The 16,305-nt window shown below is 66.4% G+C and carries 18 protein-coding genes, 5 tRNA genes and 2 rRNA genes; 12 read left to right on the plus strand and 13 right to left on the minus strand.

Annotation, left to right across the window (positions count from 1 at the left end; translation table 11 throughout):
• From L1088_RS11735 to L1088_RS11745, 3 genes are all read left to right on the plus strand, one after another.
• Positions 1 to 174, plus strand: a 23S ribosomal RNA gene (locus L1088_RS11735); the annotation flags it as partial.
• An 83-nt stretch (positions 175 to 257) separates the two neighbouring features.
• Positions 258 to 374 (plus strand): 5S ribosomal RNA (gene rrf, locus L1088_RS11740).
• Positions 375 to 403: 29 nt separating this feature from the next.
• Positions 404 to 479 (plus strand) — tRNA-Gly (locus L1088_RS11745).
• A 33-nt stretch (positions 480 to 512) separates the two neighbouring features.
• Here the strand turns inward: L1088_RS11745 and L1088_RS11750 are convergent.
• From L1088_RS11750 to pgeF, 7 genes are read right to left on the minus strand one after another with little or no spacing between them, the layout of a single operon-like run.
• Complete coding sequence (locus tag L1088_RS11750; RefSeq protein ID WP_234555235.1) at positions 513 to 1,142, minus strand: histidine phosphatase family protein; 630 nt, start codon at positions 1,140 to 1,142, stop codon at positions 513 to 515.
• Positions 1,139 to 2,140, minus strand: coding sequence for a phosphoribosylformylglycinamidine cyclo-ligase (gene purM, locus L1088_RS11755; protein ID WP_234555237.1), 1,002 nt, complete (start codon positions 2,138 to 2,140; stop codon positions 1,139 to 1,141). Before purM ends, L1088_RS11750 begins: the two co-directional genes overlap by 4 nt.
• 5 nt (positions 2,141 to 2,145) lie before the next feature.
• Positions 2,146 to 3,555: an Asp-tRNA(Asn)/Glu-tRNA(Gln) amidotransferase subunit GatB gene (gene gatB / locus L1088_RS11760; RefSeq protein WP_234555239.1), complete on the minus strand. Its 1,410-nt coding sequence runs from the start codon at positions 3,553 to 3,555 to the stop codon at positions 2,146 to 2,148.
• A gap of 28 nt (positions 3,556 to 3,583) precedes the next feature.
• Positions 3,584 to 4,672 carry a type IV pilus twitching motility protein PilT gene (locus L1088_RS11765; RefSeq protein WP_234555241.1) on the minus strand — a complete coding sequence of 363 codons (1,089 nt, stop codon included), beginning with the start codon at positions 4,670 to 4,672 and terminating at the stop codon, positions 3,584 to 3,586.
• An 11-nt stretch (positions 4,673 to 4,683) separates the two neighbouring features.
• A complete protein-coding gene (gene pilB, locus L1088_RS11770; protein WP_234555243.1) occupies positions 4,684 to 7,353 on the minus strand; it encodes a type IV pilus assembly ATPase PilB in 2,670 nt (889 codons plus the stop codon).
• A complete protein-coding gene (locus L1088_RS11775) occupies positions 7,350 to 7,832 on the minus strand; it encodes a YqeG family HAD IIIA-type phosphatase (RefSeq protein WP_038040714.1) in 483 nt (160 codons plus the stop codon). Before L1088_RS11775 ends, pilB begins: the two co-directional genes overlap by 4 nt.
• A 34-nt stretch (positions 7,833 to 7,866) precedes the next feature.
• On the minus strand, positions 7,867 to 8,592 hold the full coding sequence (gene pgeF, locus L1088_RS11780) for a peptidoglycan editing factor PgeF (protein ID WP_234555246.1): 726 nt from the start codon (positions 8,590 to 8,592) through the stop codon (positions 7,867 to 7,869).
• A 79-nt stretch (positions 8,593 to 8,671) separates the two neighbouring features.
• On the opposite strand from pgeF, the gene L1088_RS11785 reads away from it, so the two are divergent.
• On the plus strand, positions 8,672 to 9,076 hold the full coding sequence (locus L1088_RS11785) for a DUF4395 domain-containing protein (RefSeq protein WP_038048801.1): 405 nt from the start codon (positions 8,672 to 8,674) through the stop codon (positions 9,074 to 9,076).
• Here L1088_RS11785 and ribH read toward each other — a convergent pair.
• The gene (gene ribH / locus L1088_RS11790; protein WP_038048803.1) at positions 9,063 to 9,536 is read right to left on the minus strand and encodes a 6,7-dimethyl-8-ribityllumazine synthase; all 474 of its coding nucleotides are present in this window, start codon (positions 9,534 to 9,536) and stop codon (positions 9,063 to 9,065) included. The genes L1088_RS11785 and ribH overlap by 14 nt on opposite strands.
• A 20-nt stretch (positions 9,537 to 9,556) precedes the next feature.
• Here ribH and crcB point away from each other — a divergent pair, with 20 nt between their 5' ends.
• The 3 genes from crcB to L1088_RS11805 are packed head-to-tail and all read left to right on the plus strand — an operon-like array spanning position 9,557 to position 10,921.
• On the plus strand, positions 9,557 to 9,934 hold the full coding sequence (gene crcB / locus L1088_RS11795) for a fluoride efflux transporter CrcB (RefSeq protein WP_234555248.1): 378 nt from the start codon (positions 9,557 to 9,559) through the stop codon (positions 9,932 to 9,934).
• Positions 9,935 to 9,938: 4 nt separating this feature from the next.
• Positions 9,939 to 10,271 carry a DUF190 domain-containing protein gene (locus tag L1088_RS11800; RefSeq protein ID WP_234555250.1) on the plus strand — a complete coding sequence of 111 codons (333 nt, stop codon included), beginning with the start codon at positions 9,939 to 9,941 and terminating at the stop codon, positions 10,269 to 10,271.
• Positions 10,272 to 10,315: 44 nt separating this feature from the next.
• Positions 10,316 to 10,921, plus strand: a complete 606-nt coding sequence (locus tag L1088_RS11805) for a sulfite oxidase-like oxidoreductase (RefSeq protein WP_234555252.1) — start codon at positions 10,316 to 10,318, stop codon at positions 10,919 to 10,921.
• Here the strand turns inward: L1088_RS11805 and L1088_RS11810 are convergent.
• The 4 genes from L1088_RS11810 to L1088_RS11825 all read right to left on the minus strand — a co-directional run bounded on the left by L1088_RS11810 (position 10,918) and on the right by L1088_RS11825 (position 13,396).
• The gene (locus L1088_RS11810; protein ID WP_234555253.1) at positions 10,918 to 11,730 is read right to left on the minus strand and encodes a histidinol-phosphatase HisJ family protein; all 813 of its coding nucleotides are present in this window, start codon (positions 11,728 to 11,730) and stop codon (positions 10,918 to 10,920) included. The two genes, L1088_RS11805 and L1088_RS11810, sit on opposite strands and share 4 nt — an antisense overlap.
• Positions 11,720 to 12,313: a TetR family transcriptional regulator C-terminal domain-containing protein gene (locus tag L1088_RS11815; protein ID WP_234555255.1), complete on the minus strand. Its 594-nt coding sequence runs from the start codon at positions 12,311 to 12,313 to the stop codon at positions 11,720 to 11,722. Before L1088_RS11815 ends, L1088_RS11810 begins: the two co-directional genes overlap by 11 nt.
• On the minus strand, positions 12,295 to 12,813 hold the full coding sequence (locus L1088_RS11820) for a DNA-3-methyladenine glycosylase family protein (protein WP_234555256.1): 519 nt from the start codon (positions 12,811 to 12,813) through the stop codon (positions 12,295 to 12,297). The genes L1088_RS11815 and L1088_RS11820 overlap by 19 nt, the downstream gene beginning before the upstream one ends.
• Positions 12,806 to 13,396 (minus strand): nicotinamidase, encoded by a 591-nt coding sequence (locus L1088_RS11825; RefSeq protein ID WP_234555257.1) that lies wholly within the window; start codon positions 13,394 to 13,396, stop codon positions 12,806 to 12,808. The genes L1088_RS11820 and L1088_RS11825 overlap by 8 nt, the downstream gene beginning before the upstream one ends.
• A gap of 54 nt (positions 13,397 to 13,450) precedes the next feature.
• Between L1088_RS11825 and metF the strand changes: the two genes are divergently transcribed.
• Positions 13,451 to 14,350 (plus strand): methylenetetrahydrofolate reductase [NAD(P)H], encoded by a 900-nt coding sequence (metF, locus tag L1088_RS11830; RefSeq protein ID WP_234555258.1) that lies wholly within the window; start codon positions 13,451 to 13,453, stop codon positions 14,348 to 14,350.
• Between the two features lie 97 nt (positions 14,351 to 14,447).
• On the opposite strand, the gene L1088_RS11835 is transcribed toward metF, so the two are convergent.
• Positions 14,448 to 15,743 carry an MBL fold metallo-hydrolase gene (locus L1088_RS11835; protein WP_234555259.1) on the minus strand — a complete coding sequence of 432 codons (1,296 nt, stop codon included), beginning with the start codon at positions 15,741 to 15,743 and terminating at the stop codon, positions 14,448 to 14,450.
• Between the two features lie 70 nt (positions 15,744 to 15,813).
• Here L1088_RS11835 and L1088_RS11840 point away from each other — a divergent pair.
• The 4 genes from L1088_RS11840 to L1088_RS11855 all read left to right on the plus strand — a co-directional run bounded on the left by L1088_RS11840 (position 15,814) and on the right by L1088_RS11855 (position 16,165).
• Positions 15,814 to 15,889: transfer RNA gene (locus tag L1088_RS11840), tRNA-Thr, on the plus strand.
• A gap of 12 nt (positions 15,890 to 15,901) precedes the next feature.
• Positions 15,902 to 15,987 (plus strand) — tRNA-Tyr (locus L1088_RS11845).
• 23 nt (positions 15,988 to 16,010) lie between these two features.
• Positions 16,011 to 16,086: transfer RNA gene (locus tag L1088_RS11850), tRNA-Gly, on the plus strand.
• Between the two features lie 3 nt (positions 16,087 to 16,089).
• Positions 16,090 to 16,165: transfer RNA gene (locus tag L1088_RS11855), tRNA-Thr, on the plus strand.
• Positions 16,166 to 16,305 lie beyond the last annotated feature (140 nt).

Raw genomic sequence — 16,305 nt, forward strand, 5'->3', positions numbered from 1 at the left:
GTGCGGGAGGGATAACCGCTGAAAGCATCTAAGCGGGAAACCTGCCCCAAGATGAGGCCTCCCACGGTGTGAAGCCGGTAAGGACCCGGGAAGATGACCCGGTGGATGGGCCGGGGGTGTAAGCGCCGCGAGGCGTTGAGCTGACCGGTCCCAATCGTCCGAGGTCTTGACCCTTTTTGCACTGATGTCCACCCCAGCCTTCAGGTCCCCCGTCATGCAGGTGGCGTGGGATTTTGAAAATGCAAAACACGAGAATCCCCCGTGCCCATAGCGGCGTGGAACCACCCGTTCCCATTCCGAACACGGAAGTGAAACGCGCCAGCGCCGATGGTACTGGGACCGCAGGGTCCTGGGAGAGTAGGTCGGTGCGGGGGATTTTTTCTACGCGCCGCGTGTGGCGCGTGCGGGAGTAGCTCAGTCGGTAGAGCACGACCTTGCCAAGGTCGGGGTCGCGGGTTCAAGTCCCGTCTCCCGCTCCACTTCCAGCCCCCAGGCATTAGCCTGGGGGCTTTTCATTTGACGCTTTCATCGGAAAGCCAGTCGGCCCAGGTTTCCAGGTGGGCGGCGTCGGACACGGCCAGGACTTCCTGCTCGGGGAGCAGGATGCGGGTGATGGAGGTGTTGGGGATGTGGAAGCGCCGCCAGGCGTCGCCCTCGAGGTCCAGGGCCATCTTCAAGGCGGCGCGGATTACGCCCCCATGGGTCACCAGGAGGTGCCGGCCAGCCGGGAGGCTTTCAAGGAAAACCTCCAGGCGCCGGGCCAGGTCGGCCATGCTTTCCCCCCCAGGCCGGGGGGTGTGCCAAGGGTCCTCGCGGGCCGCCCGGATGAACTCAGGGTACTGCGTTTCCGCTTCCTCCCGGCTTAGGCCGGCGAGAACGCCCACGTCGATTTCCCGCAAAAGGGGCGTGGTCTTCAGGGGCAGGCCCAGCACCGCGGCCAGGGGTTCGGCGGTCTCCCGGGCTCGGCGAAGATCGGAGGAGAAGAGCCCATCAAAAGGGAGCTGGCTTCGCGAGAGCCGCTGGGCCAGGCGGAAAGCCTGTCCGATCCCCGCAGGGGACAGGGGTACGTCCAGGTGGCCCTGAAAGCGCTTCTTGACGTTCCACTCGGTTTCGCCGTGGCGGATGAGCCAGATCTCTTTCATACCAGCCGAACCCCGGAGCCTGCCACCACCCGCCCCACGGGGAAGCTTTCCACCAGGGCCTGGGCCCGTTGGGCTTCCCCTTCCGGTAGGACCAGGATGAGCCCCAGGCCCATGTTGAAGACCCGGTACATCTCCTCCTCCGGGATGTTTCCCAGGCGTTGCAGGTAGGGGAAGATGGGAGGGATAGGCCAGCTTCCCTTTTGGATCTCGGCCCCCAGGCCTTCGGGCAAAGCCCGGGGGAGGTTTTCTGCAAGGCCCCCCCCGGTGATGTGGGCCAGGGCGTGGAGCTCCACCCCCGCCTCCTTAAGGCGCCTAAACTCCCGCAGGTAGGCCCGGTGGGGGCGGAGGAGGGCTTCTTTGAGGCTTTCTCCCAACTCCGGCACGGGCGCCTCGAGGTCCATCCCCTCCACTACCTTGCGGATCAGGGAGTAGCCGTTGGTGTGGGGCCCGGAGGAGGGGAGGGCCAGGAGGATGTCCCCTTCCCGGACCCGCTCGGGGCCGAGGATTTCCTCCTTCTCTACCACCCCCACCAGGGTGCCTGCCACGTCCCAGGCCCCCTCCCGGTAGACCCCGGGCATCTCGGCGGTTTCCCCGCCCAGGAGGGGGATACCCAGGGCCTGGCAGGCCCCAGCCAAGGAGGCGAGGAGGGCGGCCAGCACCCCTTCTTCCAGGCGACTTGCCGCCAGGTAGTCCATGAAGAAGAGGGGGGTGGCCCCTTGGCAGAGGAGGTCGTTCACCGAGTGGTTGACCAGGTCAAAGCCCAAGCCGGAGACGTCCCCCGCCTCGAGGGCCAAGAGGGTCTTGGTACCCACCCCGTCGGTGGTGGCCACCAGGACGGGGTGGCGCATCCCTTTGAGGGCCCAGGCGTCAAAAAGCCCCCCGAAGGCCCCAAGCCCCCGAAGGACCTCTTTCGTATAGGTGGCGGCGATGGCCTCCTTGGCCCGCCTTAGGGCCTCGGCTTTGGCCTCGATGTGGACCCCAGCCTCCTCGTAGCGCATCGGCCCTATCCTACCCCAAGGGCTTCTTGGAGAAGCCTCCGCACCAGGTCGGGGCGGGCCTGGCCCTTGGTCCTCCGCATCACCTGGCCCAAGAGGGCGTCCAGGGCCTTGAGCTTCCCCTGGCGCACGCTTTCCGCAGCCTCGGGCATGGCGGCGATGACCTCTTCCACCACAGCCCTCAAGGCCCCCTCGTCCGCCACCACCCTTAGCCCCCGCTCCCGCACCAGGGCCTCGGGGTCCAGGCCCTCCAGCACCTCGGGCAACAGGCCCTTGGCCACCCGGCTGGTGATCTCCCCCCGCTCGAAGAGGGCCACCAGCCGGGAAAGACCTTCCGGGGTCAGGCGGGTCTCCTCCAGGGCAAGGCCCCGCTCGTTGAGAAGCCCAGCCACGTCCGCCAGGAGCCAGTTGGCCAGGGCCTGGGGGGAGGCTTGGCCCAATTCCAGCGCCCGGTCCAGGAAGCGGGCCAGGGCGGGGGTGTAGGCCAAGACCTCGGCGTCTTGGGGCTTGATCCCCAGGGCCAGGTAGCGCCGTTCCTTCTCCCAGGGGAGCTCGGGCAGCCTTTGGCGGATCTCCTCCAGCCACGCCTGGGAGATGGGCATCGGGGGGAGGTCGGGCTCAGGGAAGTAGCGGTAGTCGGCTTCCTCCTCCTTGGTGCGCATGGGGTAGGTCTTGCCGCTTCCCTCCTCAAAGCCCATGGTGGCCTGCTTGACCCTCTCCCCCCGCCTCAGGATCTCCGTCTGGCGGCGGATCTCGTACTCCAGGGCCCGCTGCACGCTCTTAAAGGAGTTCAGGTTTTTGATTTCCACCTTGGTGCCCAAGGGCTCCCCGGCGCGGCGCACGGAGACGTTCACATCGGCCCGCATTTTCCCTTCCTCGGGGCTGGCCTCGGAGATGCCCAGGGTCTGGACTAGGGCCTGGATGCGCTGGAGGAAGAGCCGGGCCTCCTCAGGGGTTTTTAGGTCGGGCTCGGTAACCAGCTCGATGAGGGGGCTTCCCGCCCGGTTCAGGTCCAAGAGGGTGCGGTCCTCCAGGTGGAGGCTTTTCCCTGCGTCCTCCTCCAGGTGGAGGCGCTTAATGCGCACGGCTTTTTCCCCTAAGGGGAGGCTCCCCCCCTGGCCCAGGGGGAGGTCGTACTGGCTGATCTGGTAGTTCTTGGGCAGGTCGGGGTAGAAGTAGTTCTTGCGGTGGAAGAGGAGCCTTTCCGGAACCCGGCTTCCCAGGGCCAAGGCGAGCCGGAGGCCGAACTCCACCGCCTTTTGGTTGGGCACGGGAAGGGCCCCAGGAAGCCCCAGGCAGACGGGGCAGGTGTGGGTGTTGGGGGCTGCCCCGAAGTAGTCCGCCTCGCAGCCGCAGAAGGCCTTGGTCCGGGTCTTCAGGTGCAGGTGGACCTCGAGGCCGATGGCCGCCTCGTACATGGCCTAAAGTTTACCAGCCACCCCCTTCCTAGGGGCGCTTGGCCCCTTCCTGCACCCCCGCCAGGCGCATGAACTCCTTGGGGTCCACCGCCCGGGCTAAGCCCAGCTCGTAGGTGATGAGCTTGCGCTTGTAGAGGTCCGCCAGGCAGGCGTCCATGGTGATCATCCCGTACTGGCCGCCGGTCTGGATGACGCTCCTAAGCTGGTGGCTCTTGCCCTCCCGGATCAGGGCCCTCACCGCCGGGGTGGCGATCATGAGCTCGTAGGCCAGCACCCGCCCGCCCCCGAAGGCCTTGGGCAGGAGCTGCTGGGTGAGGATGGCCACCAGGTTGTTGGAAAGCTGCACCCGCACCTGCTCCTGCTGGTTTTCCGGGAAGACGTCGATGATGCGGTCGATGGTTTCCGGAGCGGAGTTGGTGTGCAGGGTGCCCATGACCAGGTGCCCGGTCTCGGCGGCGGTGATGGCGGCGGCGATGGTCTCGTAGTCCCGCATCTCCCCCACCAGGATCACATCCGGGGCCTGGCGGAGGACGCTCCTTAGGGCCTTGTGGAAGCCGTGGGTGTCGGAGCCGATCTCCCGCTGGTTGATGATGGCCTTTTTGTGCTTGTGGAAGAACTCGATGGGGTCCTCGATGGTCACGATGTGCACCGGCTTGCGTTCGTTGATGTAGTCGATCATGGAGGCCAGGGTGGTGCTCTTCCCGCTGCCCGTGGGCCCCGTGACCAGGACCAGGCCCCTGGGGGAGAGGGCGATCTCGGCGATGTTCTTAGGCAGGCCCAGCTCCTCAAAGCTCTTGATGGTGGCGGGCACCACCCTAAGGACCCCGCCCACGCTTCCCCGTTGCAGGAAGACGTTCACCCGGTAGCGCCCCTTCCCCGGGAGGCTGAAGGAGAAGTCCAGCTCCTTCTCCTCCTCAAAGATGCGCTGTTGCTTCTCGTCCATGAGGGCGTACATCAGGCGGCGGGTGTCCTGGGGGGAGAGGGGCTCGTACTCCGTGGGGTGGAACTCCCCGTCCACCTTGATCATGGGGGGGAGGCCCACGGTGACCACCAAGTCGCTGGCCCCCCGCTCCACGGCCAGGGTCAGAAGATCCACGATATCCGGTGTTTTGGCCATAGCGGTCTCCTTTACTCAATGGTGCGCGCCAGGACCTCCTCGAGGGTGGTGATCCCCTGGAGGGCCTTGTAGATGCCGTCTTCCCGAAGGGTTTTCATGCCCTTCTTACGGGCGATTTCCTTGATCTCCGTGGCCGACTTGCCCTCCACGATGGCGTGGCGGATCTCGTCGTCCACCACCAAGAGCTCGTGGATGGCGTAGCGGCCCTTGTAGCCGGTGCCCCCGCAGCGCTCGCAGCCCGTGCCCTTAAAGAGCTTGGCCCCTTGGATCTCCTCTTGGGAAAGGCCTAGGCGCCGGAGGACCTCGGGGTCGGGCTTGACCTCCACCTTACAGTGGTCGCAGATCTTCCGCACCAGCCTCTGGGAGAGTACCCCGATGAGGGCGGCGGAGATGTTGAAGAGCTCCACCCCCATCTCGTCCAGGCGGGTGATGGCCTGGGCGGCGTCGTTGGTGTGCAGGGTGGCGATGACCAGGTGGCCGGTGAGGGCGGCCTCGGTGGCGATCTTGGCGGTTTCCGCGTCGCGGATCTCCCCCACCATGATGATGTCGGGGTCCTGCCGCAAGAAGGCCCTAAGGGCCCGGGCGAAGGTGAGCCCGGCTTGGGGGTTCACCTGGGTCTGGTTGATCCCGGGGATCTCGTACTCCACCGGGTCCTCGATGGTCTGGGTGTTCTTGTCCGGGGTGGCGATGCGCTTGAGGATGGAAAAGGTGGTGAAGCTCTTGCCTGAACCGGTGGGCCCGGTGATGAGGAAGATGCCGTAGGGCTTCTGGATGACTTCCTGGAAGCGCTCGAAGACCCCGGGGGCGAAGCCCAGCCCCTCGATCTCCGGGATGTCGGCGGCCTTTTTCAAGAGGCGCATCACCGCCTTTTCCCCGTACACCGTGGGCAGGGTGGAAAGGCGCAGGTCCACGTCGATGGAGCCTTCCCGGTAGCGCACCCGGCCGTCCTGGGGCAGGCGCCTTTCGGCGATGTTGAGCCCGCCCATGATCTTGATCACGCTGATGATGGGGTTCAAGGCGCCCTTGGAGAGGGTGGTGTACTGGCGCAGGGCGCCGTCGATGCGCAACCGCACCAGGACGTCCGACTGGCGGGGTTCGATGTGGATGTCGGAGGCGTCCTGGAGGTAGGCCTCCCGGATCACCTGCTTGACGAACTTCTGGGCGGCGCTTTCGTCCAGCTCGGAAAGGGAGGGGCCTTCCTCCTCCTGGTACCCTTTGGAGAGCTCCTTGGCCAGCTCCCCCAGCTCTTCCTTGCCGTAGAAGCGCTCGATGAGCTTGGTGATGGCCGCTTCTGTGGCCACCGCCGGGGCCACCTCGTACCCCAGACCCTTCCGCTTGAGGGCCAGGCGCACGTCGTCCAGGGCCAGGATGTTCCTGGGGTCCTTCATGAGGAGGACCAGGGTTTTGCCCTCCAGGTGGTGGGGGAAGACCCCGTAGCGCCGGGCCAGGTCCTCGGGGATGAGGAGGGCGGCCCCCGGGTCGGGGGGGTTTTCCTCGGGGCTGATGTAGGGGTAGCCCAGCTGGGCGGCCACCGCCTGGGCCAGGGCCTCGGGTTTCAGCTTCCCGGAGGCTACCAGGGTGTCCTCGAGGCGCCCTCCCCCTTGGCGCTGTTTCTTCAGGGCCTCCTCCACGTCCTCGGGGCGGGCCAGGCCCAGCTCCACCAGGATCTCCCCCAACGGCTTGGCCTTGGGCAGGCGCTTTTGCACCTCCAAGGCCTCCCGCAGGTGTTCGCGGCTCAGCCGCCCTTCCTGGACCAAAACCTCCCCCAGACGGCCCTTCTCGGGGTAGGCCCGGTGGAAGAGAGCCTCCCAGGCTTTAGGCAGGGTGAGGAAGAAGCGGGCGGGTCGTCCCAGAAGCTCCTCCACCGCCTCCTGGTGCCTGGGGTCCGCCAGGATCACTTCTAGCTTGCCCTCACGCATGGCCACAGGCACCGCGCTATAGCGGAGGGCGTCGGAGCGGAGGAGGTGAGCCGTGGCCTCGGGGTGAGGTTCCAGGCCCTCGGTGGAGGGGAGGAACTCCATCCCCTTTTGCTCTGCCAAGGTGCGGTAGAGATCCTCCTCGGGAAGCCCTTTGCGGGCCAGGATCTGGCCCAGGAGATCCCCGGTTTTTTCCTGCTCTATCAGGGCGTCCTCCAGGGTTTCCTGGTCCAGGAGGCCCTTTTGCACCAGCAGTTCCCCCAACTTGAGCTCCTCCTGCCCCGGACCGGTGGGGGGTGGGGGCAGGGGCAGCCCGAGCTCGGGGTAGTTTTTGGCCAGGGCGTAGAGGAAGGCGCTCTTGGTGGCCTGGTAGGGCTCCACCACCAGCCCCGTGAGGTCCTCCACCTCCTCCAGGCTTAGGGTGTCCAGGGGGTTCACGAAGGCCACCCGCACCACCCCTGCCTCCTCGTCCAGGGCGAAGGGGATGGCTTGGAGTTCCTTGGCCTTCTCCGCTGGCAGGAGGGCCTTCACCTTGGGGGGGATCTCCAAGGTGTGGACTTCCACCAGGGGGATGCCGAAGTGGTCCTCGATGGCCTGAGCGATGCGCCTTTCCGAGAGGAGGCCCGAGTCCACGATGACCTCCGCCAAAGAGCCCCCCACCTCGCGATGTTTCTCCAGGGCTAGCTGCAGCTCCTCGTCGGTGAGGAGCCCTGCGTCCAGCAGGATGGCGCCAAGCCGCTTGTCTCCTATGGTCAGCACGCTCATGCCGTTCCTCCCCGGGGTTTCCTAAACGGAGCTTCCAACATGCGTATGAAACGCGTGTAAAAGAACTCCCTTTCTCTCAAGGGGGGCACCAAAACGGTGTATGCCCCCACCAGGTTGCCCCCCAGCACGTCGGTAAAGATCTGGTCCCCCACCACCGCCACCTGAGAGGGGGGTAGTTCTAGAGCCCGCAGGGCCTTTCGGAAGCCTAGCCAGGGCTTCAGGGCGGGGGCGTGGCCAGGGAGGCCCAGGGCCTTTTGCACCCTAGCGAAGCGCTCGGGCAGGGCGTTGGAGAGGAGGTAGACGGGCATCTCGGCCTTCAACCCCTCCAGCCAGGTGCGGTGGTCGGAAGGGATCTCCTCCTCCCCGTAGGGCAGAAGGGTGTTGTCCAGGTCCAGGATGACGCCCTTCAGGCCTCGAGCCCTGAGCCACTCCGGGGTGAGGTGGAGGAGGGAGGGAAGGACCGCCCGCGGGAAGAGCATGCTCTCATTGTGCCACGGCGGGGATAAGCCCCCCTTACCGGGGAAGCATCACCATTCCCCACATGTGTCCTGTCTTTCCCTGGTCCCGGCGGTGGGAGAAGAGGGTGGGTTCGCAGTGGGTGCATAGGCCCACCCGGTAGATGCGCTCTTCCTTCAGCCCCGCCCGCTTGGCCTGAAGGATAAGGGCCTTCTCCAGGTCCAAAAGGTATTTGCCAGGGGCCTTGGGATCGGGGGTGAAGGTGGGCAGGCCGGCCTGTTGGAAAACCCCTGCCACCTCCTCCCCCACCTGGTAGCACCCGCCCCCGATGCCGGGACCGATGGCCAGGTGGGCTTCCTTTGGGTCTAGGCCCAGGCCCTCCAGAAGGGCCAGGGCTTTGGGCAGGATGCCTCCCACCACCCCCCGCCAGCCCGCGTGCAGGGCGGCCACAGCCCCTTGGGGGTGGTAGAGGAGGAGAGGGTAGCAGTCCGCCACCCCCACCCGCAGGAGGAGGCCCGGCGTGCGGGTGAGGAGGCCATCTCCTTCCCAAACCCCAGGGCCTTCCACCAGGCGGATTTCCGTGCCGTGGACCTGCTTGAGCCCCGCCACGGGGGGATGGCCGAAGGTGGCCAGCACCCTTTGTTGGTTTTCCTCCACCCGCTTGGGGTCGTCCCCGGTGGCGGCGGAGAGGTTGAGGCTAGCGAAGGGGCCTTCCGAGACCCCGCCCAAACGGGTGGTGAAGCCGTGGGGCACCGGGAGGGGAGTGGTGAGGAGGGGAACCATGCTTCCATTGTGCCTTGAGGTTCCGCAAAGCGTGCCATTACCCCTATTCTTCACAGGATCAGGTGTATACTATGACCCCATGAAGACGGACCGGAACCAGCTTCGCTTCAACCAGGCCCTGCTGGTCCTTGGCCTGCCCCTCGCGGCCCTTCTGGACCTGCCCTTTCTGGTCTACGTTCTCTTCGCCCTCATGGTGAGCCAGCACACCCCCTGGGATTTGATGGCGCTTCTGAAGCAAGCCCTGGGCATCCCGGCCAGGCTGGTGGAGGAAGACCCCAGGCCCCACCGCTTCGCCCGCACCCTGGGCGCCTTGTTCCTAGGGCTAGCCTCCTTCTTCCTCCTCCTTGGCCTCAAGGGGGTGGGCTACGCTCTGGCCCTTCTGGTGGCCCTCCTGGCCTTCGTCAACCTGGCCTTCGGCTTCTGCTTGGGGTGCTTCCTCTACCTGCACCTGCGCTACGCCCGGGCGCTTTTCACCGGGAAATAGCCTCCAGGAGCCGCACCATCTCTATGGCGGTGAAGACTGCCTCGGCTCCCTTGTTCCCCGCCTTGCCCCCGGCCCGTTCCTGGGCTTCCTCCGGGGTGTTGGTGGTGAGGACGCCGAAGATGATGGGCTTTTCCGTCTGCAGCATGGCCTGCATGAGGCCGCTGGCCGCTTGGGCGGCCACGTGCTCGAAGTGGGGGGTTTCCCCCCGCACCACGGCCCCCAGGGCCACCACCGCGTCTACGTCCGGGCGCTGGGCCAGGCGCTTGGCCACCAGGGGAAGTTCAAAGGAACCCGGTACCCAGGCCACCAGGACCTCGGCGGGGTCCCCGCCCAGGCGGGCGTAGGCCTCGAGGGCCCCCTCCAGAAGCATCTTGGTCACCCGCTCGTTGAAGCGGCCTACGGCGATGGCCAGCCGCACCCCCTGGGCGGTGAGGATGGGGGAGAGGGTCTTGGGCTTCATGGCCTCACTATACTTTGGGGGTGGAGCGCTACCTTCTTGTGGCCCTGGGCGGGGCTTTGGGCTCCGCCCTGCGCTATGGGCTTGGAGCCTGGGTACAGGTCCTTACCGGCCCCAGCTTCCCCTATAGCACCCTCTTGATCAACGCTTTGGGCAGTTTCCTCATCGGCGTGGTGATCCGCCTGTCCCTGGAGGGAGCCCTTTCCGGGGAAGGGCGCCTCTTCCTGGCGGTGGGGGTGTTGGGGGGGTTTACCACCTTCTCCACCTTTAGCTACGAGACCCTGGCCCTGCTCCAGGACGGTGAGGTAGGGAGGGCCTTGGTGTACGTTCTGGCCAGCGTTGTCCTGGGCCTCCTCCTGGTCCTTCTGGGCTACCGCCTGGGCGGGGCCCTGGTAGCCTAGGGGTATGAAGCTGGAAGGGGAGGCCAAGCTCCTGCGCATCTTCGTGGGAGAGTCAGACCGGCATGGGGGAAGGCCCCTCTATGAAGCCATCGTCCTCGAGGCCAAGCGCCGGGGCCTGGCGGGGGCCACGGTCTTCAAGGGCTTCATGGGCTTCGGCGCCCACTCCCGCATCCACAGCGCCAAGGTGCTCCAGCTCTCCGAGGACCTGCCGGTGATGGTGGAGATCGTGGACACCGAGGAGAAGATCCGGGCCTTCCTGCCCGCGCTGGACGGGATGGTGAAGGAGGGCCTGGTCACCTTGGAGAAGGTGGAGGTCATCCGCTACCAAAGCCGGTGAGCTGGGCCGCTTTTGCCCGTAGGGGCTTGGCCTAACCTGGGAGTATGGACGACCGGGTGCCCCCAGGGCAGATTCTTACCGAGCGCTTCCCCATCCTCACCTACGGGGAAGAGCCCCGGATAGCCCCAGAGGCGTGGCGCTTTGAACTCTTCGGCCTGGTGGAGGCGCCCCTCGCCCTCACCTACGCCGACCTCCTGGCCCTGCCCCAGGTGGAGCTCACCCGGGACTTCCACTGCGTGACCCGGTGGAGCCGCCTGGATGTGGCCTGGCGGGGGGTGCGGGTGAGGGACCTCTTGGAGCGGGCCCGACCCAAGCCGGAGGCGGTGGCCGCCCTGGTCCACAGCTACGGGGGTTACACCACCAACCTCCTCCTGGAAGACCTCCTGTGGGAGGACGTCCTTCTGACCCACACCCTCTTCGGCAAGCCCCTGCCTCCTGAAAGGGGAGGCCCGGTGCGCCTTGTGGTGCCCCACCTCTACGCCTGGAAGAGCGCCAAGTGGGTGAAGGGGCTTGAGCTTTTAGACCACCTGGAGCTGGGCTTCTGGGAAAGGCTCGGCTACCACTGGCGGGGAGATGCCTGGCGGGAGGAGCGCTTCCAGGAGGGCCCGGTGCCCGGGGCCAGCCTGCGGTTTCGCCGGAACCGAAGCTAAGGGTTCCTAGCGGGCTTCGGGAGGGGGTAGGACAGGGGCTTCCCCCCTTGGAAGAAATGGGCTTCCCGGTACCCCAGGTCCAGCAGGAGGTTCACCGCTTCCCTAAAGGCGTGGCCCACCTGGTGGGGGCGGTGGGCGTCGGAGCCTAGCACCACGCCGATGCCGAGCTCTAGCGCTCGGCGGAGGAGGGCGGGGGAGGGGTAGACCTCTCCCGCAGGGTTCCTGAGCCCGGCGGTGTTCAGGTCCAGGAAAAGCCCCTCCTCGGCCATGGCCCTCAAGGCGGGTTCGGCCAGCTCCAGGAGGGCCTCTTCCGGCAGGCGGTGGCCGAACTTTTTGGGCAGGTCCAGGTGGCCGATGGCGTGGAAGAGGCCACTCCTGGCCGCTTTTTCCACCTCCTGGAAGTAGGCCTGGAAGACCTCCTTTAGGTCCCGCCAGGCATACTCCTCCCGGTGGTCGGGGTGGTCCAGGGGCCAGGCCCCCAGGTAGTGGACGCTGCCGATCACGTAGTCAAAGGGATAACCCTTCAAGAGGTTTTGCACGAAGGCCTCGGTGCCCGGGTGGAAGTCGGCCTCGAGGCCGATGCCCACGTAGAGGTCGGGGTTCGCCTCCCGCACCCTTTCCAGGGCCAGGAGGTAGAAGGGGAGGGCCTCGAGGCGCATGCGGCTTTGCGGGTCGTACCAGGCGGGCATGGGGCTGTGGTCGGTGAAGACCAGGCCTTGTAGCCCCGCTTTTCGGGCATGGAACACGTACTCCCCCGGCGCACCTTCCGCGTGGCCGCACAGGGGGGTGTGGACGTGGCTATCCACCATGCCGGTATCCTATCCGCACCACCTGCTCTTGCCAGGTGTAAACGACCACATCTTCTCCCAAGGACCGGGAGAGGTCCAGGGAGAGGAAGGGGTCTTCCGCGGCCTCCCCCGCCCGCTGCACCAAGACCTGGGGGGCCTCCGGCAGGAGAGCCGGGTAGCGGTCCAGGATGGCCTCCACCCGAAAGGCCTCCGACCAGAGCCGCTTCAGGGCGAAGAGGGCCTCCTGTGGGGTAGCGGTAAGAAAGCCTTCTTCCCCAGCCCGCCGTACCCGAAAGGGGCCCTGGCCTCGCAGGGTGTGGAGGAAGGCCTCGGCCCGTTCGGGGAGGAGGTAGCTTTCCCGCACCAGCCTCCCCGCTTCCTCCGCCGCCAGAAGCAGGCGCTCTTCGTCGATGCGCACGCCGAACACCCCCTGGAAGAGGTGATGGATGCGCTCAGGAAGGTTGTTGAGCCGGGAGAACTCCTCCCAGAGCCCCTCCACCCAGGTATCCACCACAGGGAGGCCCAGGGAAAGGACCCTTTGCAGGAGGGCGACCTCGCCCTTCCCGGGGGCCAGGGCCAGGGGGATCAGTCCAGGGTCCGCCATAGGTACCAGGCCAGGTGGCTTCGGTAAGGGCGGAAGGGTTCGCCGAAGGCGGGGAGGGCCTCCGCCTCCACCCCGAAGCGTGCCCCGGCNACGTCGGGCCGTCCCAGGCCGAACATGAGAAACATCTCCGCCGTCCAGGGGCCCACGCCCCGGACCCTTTGAAGCCGTTCCTTCACCGCCCCGTCCTCCAGGTCTTCCAAGCCTTCCAGAAGCCCTTCCTCCGCCTTGGCCGCCAGGTCCAGAAGGGCCAGGGCCTTGGCCTGGGAAAGCCCCGCCTGGCGCAGGGAGGCTGGGGCAACCTTAAGAAGCGCCCCTGGCCTTGGCTCCACCAAGGACCAGAGCCGGGCGGTGAGGGTGGCCGCCGCCCGGCTGGAAAGCTGCTGGGCTACGATGCTCTCCGCCAGCACCCTGAAAGGCTCCCGCTGGGGGACCGGATGGGGCAGGAAGGGAGCGGGGCCGTAGCGCTGGTAATACCTCCGCAGGACGGGGTGGTCAAACAAAGCGCACCCCTTCGGCCCGGGTCACCTTCCCTTGGTAGAGGAAGGTGATCTGGCGCAAGGCGGCCTGGAGGTCAAAGGGGGTGAGGGCGCTGGTGGCGTCCTCCGGCAGGACCACGTGGTACCAGCGCAAAGCCGCGGAGCCCGCGGTGTGCAGGACGCAGATGTTGGCCACGGTGCCCGTCACCACCACGTGTTTGACCCCAAAGAGGTGCAGGTAGTGGTCCAGGGGCGTGCCGTAGAAGGCGTCGTAGCGCACCTTCTGGATGATCAGGTCCCCCGGTTCGGGGCGGAGCTCTTCCAAAATCTCCGCCCCCCAGGTGCCGGCCACCGCGTGCCTGGGCCAAATCTGGAACTCGGGGTCATCCTCCCGGTGCCAGTCCTGGGTGTAGACCACCCTTACCCCCGCCTGCCGTGCCCTCTCTAGGAGGAGCCTTATGGCGGGGACGCTTTGGGGGGCCTCGGGCACGAAGAGCGCCCCTTGGGGGTGGGCGAAATCGTTTTGCATGTCCACCACGATCAAGGCCGTTTCCTTGGCGGGAAGCTCGATGCCTTCCAGCTTGGGGATTTCCGGAACCTCTACCATACCCCCATTGTGCCACCCTTGACCAGGGGGTGGGGAGGGGCTACACTCGGACGCATGAAAATACGGGACCTCCTAAGGGAGCGCAGGGGGCCCCTCTTTTCCTTTGAGTTCTTCCCCCCCAAAACCCCAGAGGGGGAGGAGGCCCTGTTCCGCACCATGGAGGAGCTCAAGGCCTTTCGGCCCGCCTTCGTCTCCATCACCTACGGGGCCATGGGGAGCACCCGGGAAAGGAGCGTCCTCTGGGCGAAGCGGATCCTGGGCCTAAAGCTAAACGCCCTTGCCCACCTCACCGTGGCCGGGCAGAGCCGGAAGGAGGTGGCGGAGGTCCTGGGCCGCTTCGTGGAGGTAGGGGTGGAGAATATCCTGGCCCTTCGGGGGGATCCCCCGCAAGGGGAAAGGGTCTTTAGACCGCATCCGGAGGGGTTCCGCTACGCTTCCGAGCTGGTGGCCCATATTCGCGCCCGCTACGGGGAGGGGCTCTCCGTGGGCGGGGCTGCCTACCCCGAGGGTCACCCGGAAAGCACGAGCCTCGAGGCCGACCTGCGCCATTTCAAGGCCAAGGTGGAGGCGGGGCTGGACTTCGCCATCACCCAGCTCTTCTTCAACAACGCCCACTACTTTGGCTTCCTGGAAAGGGCCAGGAGGGTGGGCATAGAAATCCCCATCCTCCCCGGCATCATGCCCGTCACCAGCTACGCCCAGCTCCGCCGCTTCACCGAGGTCTGCGGGGCCAGCATCCCCGGCCCCCTCCTCTCCCAGCTGGAGCGCCACCAAGAGGATCCCCAGGCCATCTTGGAGATCGGGGTGGAGCACGCCGCCCGCCAGGTGGCGGAACTCTTGCAGGCCGGGGTGGAGGGGGTCCACTTCTACACCCTCAACAAGAGCCCCGCCACCCGCATGGTCCTGGAGCGGCTGGGCTTCCGGCCCTGGGCCCGGACGTCGGAGGAGGCTTAAGTACCCCGTCGTGGCCCAAGCCACGCCGAGGCCCCCAAGAGACCAGGGGCGCGCCGCTTCGGCTTTGGCCGATGGGGTCACCCTTGCACGCGGGCACCTAGACCTCTACCCCTTCTCCCAGGGTGGCCAGGCTCACCTCCTGGCCCCTCAGGGCGAGGAGCTTGCCCAGCTCCAACAGCTTCTCCTCCTCCCCGTGGGCCAAAAGCACCTGGGGCTGGTCCATAAGCCAGTCCAGAAGCTCGTCCTGGCCCGCGTGTCCCGAGAAGCCGCCCAGGGTGTGGACGCTGGCCCTTAGGGGCACCTCCTGCCCCAGGAGGCGGATACGCTCGGGCCTTTGGATGATCTCGGCTCCCAGGCCCCCTCGAGGCTGGTACCCCACGAAAACCAGGGCGTTCTTGGGGTCGGAAAGGCCGTGCTTCAGGTGGTGGAGGATGCGCCCCCCCGTGAGCATCCCGCTCCCCGCGATCACCACCATGGGCCCGGGCTCTCTGAGCAGGGCTTTGGAGGCCTCCACGCTTTCCACCACTTCCAGGCCTCGAGGGCGGAAGGGGTTCTTGCCCTGGAGGAAGTAGGCCTGCACCTCCTCGCTGAAGTAGCGCACCAGGTTGGGGTAGAGGAGGAGCACCCGCTCCGCCATGGGCGAGTCCAGGTAGATGGGGGCCTTGGGTAGCCGGTGGCCGTTCTCGTAAAGCACGAAGAGGATTTCCTGGGCCCGCTCCAGGGCGAAGGAGGGGATGAAGACCTTCCCTCCCCGGTCCAGGGTCGTTTCCAGGATGGCCAGGAACTCCTCCACGGTTTCCGGAAAAGAGCGGTGGGGCCGGTCCCCGTAGGTACCCTCGGAGAGGACCAGGTGGGCCTTGGGCGGAGGGGAGGGGTCGGGGAGGACCCTCTTCTGGCGGTTCCCTAAATCCCCGCTGTACACGAAGGTCTTGCCCTCCCCCTGGGCCACCACGAAGGCGCTTCCTGGAAGGTGCCCCGCCTGGCCGAAGGTGAGGGTGAGGTCCCCCAGCCTGAGCCATTCCCCATACTCCAGGAGGCGGACGTGGCGGAGGGCTTCCTCCACATCCTCCTCGCCAAAAAAGGGGGTTTCCATGACCTTGAGGGCGTCCTCGAGGACGATGCGTGTGAGGAGCAGGGTGGCCCGGGTGGCGTAGACGGGCCCCCGGTAACCCTCCCGGAAGAGCTTGGGCAGGCGACCCACGTGGTCCAGATGGGCGTGGGTGAGGAGCACCGCGTCCAGCTGCCGGGGGTCAAAGGCGAAGGGGTCGTGGTTTCGCTCCTCCCCTCGTCCCTGGAACATCCCGCAGTCCAGGAGCACCCGGCGGCCTTCGGCCACGAGGAGGTGGCAGCTTCCCGTCACCTCCCGGGTAGCGCCAAAAGGTACGATGCGCATGCCTTTATCTTGACACTCACCTGTGGGTGTGCTAGCCTATTCCCTCGGACAGGGTCCTATCCCCCGTCCTGCCACCCTAGCTCAACTGGCAGAGCACCCGACTTGTAATCGGGGGGTTGGGGGTTCAACTCCCCTGGGTGGCTCCAAAGTGAGCCCGTGGGCAGGTGCCCGAGCGGCCAAAGGGGACGGTCTGTAAAACCGTTGGCGCACGCCTACGCTGGTTCGAATCCAGCCCTGCCCACCAAAGGTGTGCCCAGCACACCCCATGCGGGAGTAGCTCAGTTGGTAGAGCATCGGCTTCCCAAGCCGAGGGTCGCGGGTTCGAGTCCCGTCTCCCGCTCCACGAGCTCGCGTAGCTCAGCAGGTAGAGCACACCCTTGGTAAGGGTGAGGTCGCCGGTTCGAGCCCGGCCGCGAGCTCCATCTTTTTGTCTGCCCTGGGCCTTAAGCCCCCAGGGCGGTCTTTGCGTGCAAGAAAGAAGGAAGAGGAGGAACCATGGCCAAGGGCGAGTTTATCCGTACGAAGCCTCACGTGAACGTGGGGACGATTGGGCACGTGGACC

It is taken from the genome of Thermus caliditerrae (assembly GCF_021462525.1).
Taxonomy (GTDB): Bacteria; Deinococcota; Deinococci; order Deinococcales; family Thermaceae; genus Thermus; species Thermus caliditerrae.

What these genes read in the sequence shown, in the direction of transcription:
- purM (WP_234555237.1), bottom strand. Translation starts at nt 2,140, where the DNA reads ATGCGCTACGAGGAGGCTGGGGTCCACATCGAGGCCAAAGCCGAGGCC.
- ribH (WP_038048803.1), bottom strand. Translation starts at nt 9,536, where the DNA reads ATGAAGCCCAAGACCCTCTCCCCCATCCTCACCGCCCAGGGGGTGCGG.
- L1088_RS11815 (WP_234555255.1), bottom strand. Translation starts at nt 12,313, where the DNA reads ATGGCGGACCCTGGACTGATCCCCCTGGCCCTGGCCCCCGGGAAGGGC.
- L1088_RS11800 (WP_234555250.1), top strand. Translation starts at nt 9,939, where the DNA reads ATGAAGCTGGAAGGGGAGGCCAAGCTCCTGCGCATCTTCGTGGGAGAG.
- gatB (WP_234555239.1), bottom strand. Translation starts at nt 3,555, where the DNA reads ATGTACGAGGCGGCCATCGGCCTCGAGGTCCACCTGCACCTGAAGACC.
- L1088_RS11825 (WP_234555257.1), bottom strand. Translation starts at nt 13,396, where the DNA reads ATGGTAGAGGTTCCGGAAATCCCCAAGCTGGAAGGCATCGAGCTTCCC.
- L1088_RS11785 (WP_038048801.1), top strand. Translation starts at nt 8,672, where the DNA reads ATGAAGACGGACCGGAACCAGCTTCGCTTCAACCAGGCCCTGCTGGTC.
- L1088_RS11765 (WP_234555241.1), bottom strand. Translation starts at nt 4,672, where the DNA reads ATGGCCAAAACACCGGATATCGTGGATCTTCTGACCCTGGCCGTGGAG.
- pgeF (WP_234555246.1), bottom strand. Translation starts at nt 8,592, where the DNA reads ATGGTTCCCCTCCTCACCACTCCCCTCCCGGTGCCCCACGGCTTCACC.
- L1088_RS11750 (WP_234555235.1), bottom strand. Translation starts at nt 1,142, where the DNA reads ATGAAAGAGATCTGGCTCATCCGCCACGGCGAAACCGAGTGGAACGTC.
- metF (WP_234555258.1), top strand. Translation starts at nt 13,451, where the DNA reads ATGAAAATACGGGACCTCCTAAGGGAGCGCAGGGGGCCCCTCTTTTCC.
- pilB (WP_234555243.1), bottom strand. Translation starts at nt 7,353, where the DNA reads ATGAGCGTGCTGACCATAGGAGACAAGCGGCTTGGCGCCATCCTGCTG.
- L1088_RS11805 (WP_234555252.1), top strand. Translation starts at nt 10,316, where the DNA reads ATGGACGACCGGGTGCCCCCAGGGCAGATTCTTACCGAGCGCTTCCCC.
- L1088_RS11835 (WP_234555259.1), bottom strand. Translation starts at nt 15,743, where the DNA reads ATGCGCATCGTACCTTTTGGCGCTACCCGGGAGGTGACGGGAAGCTGC.
- L1088_RS11810 (WP_234555253.1), bottom strand. Translation starts at nt 11,730, where the DNA reads ATGGTGGATAGCCACGTCCACACCCCCCTGTGCGGCCACGCGGAAGGT.
- L1088_RS11775 (WP_038040714.1), bottom strand. Translation starts at nt 7,832, where the DNA reads ATGCTCTTCCCGCGGGCGGTCCTTCCCTCCCTCCTCCACCTCACCCCG.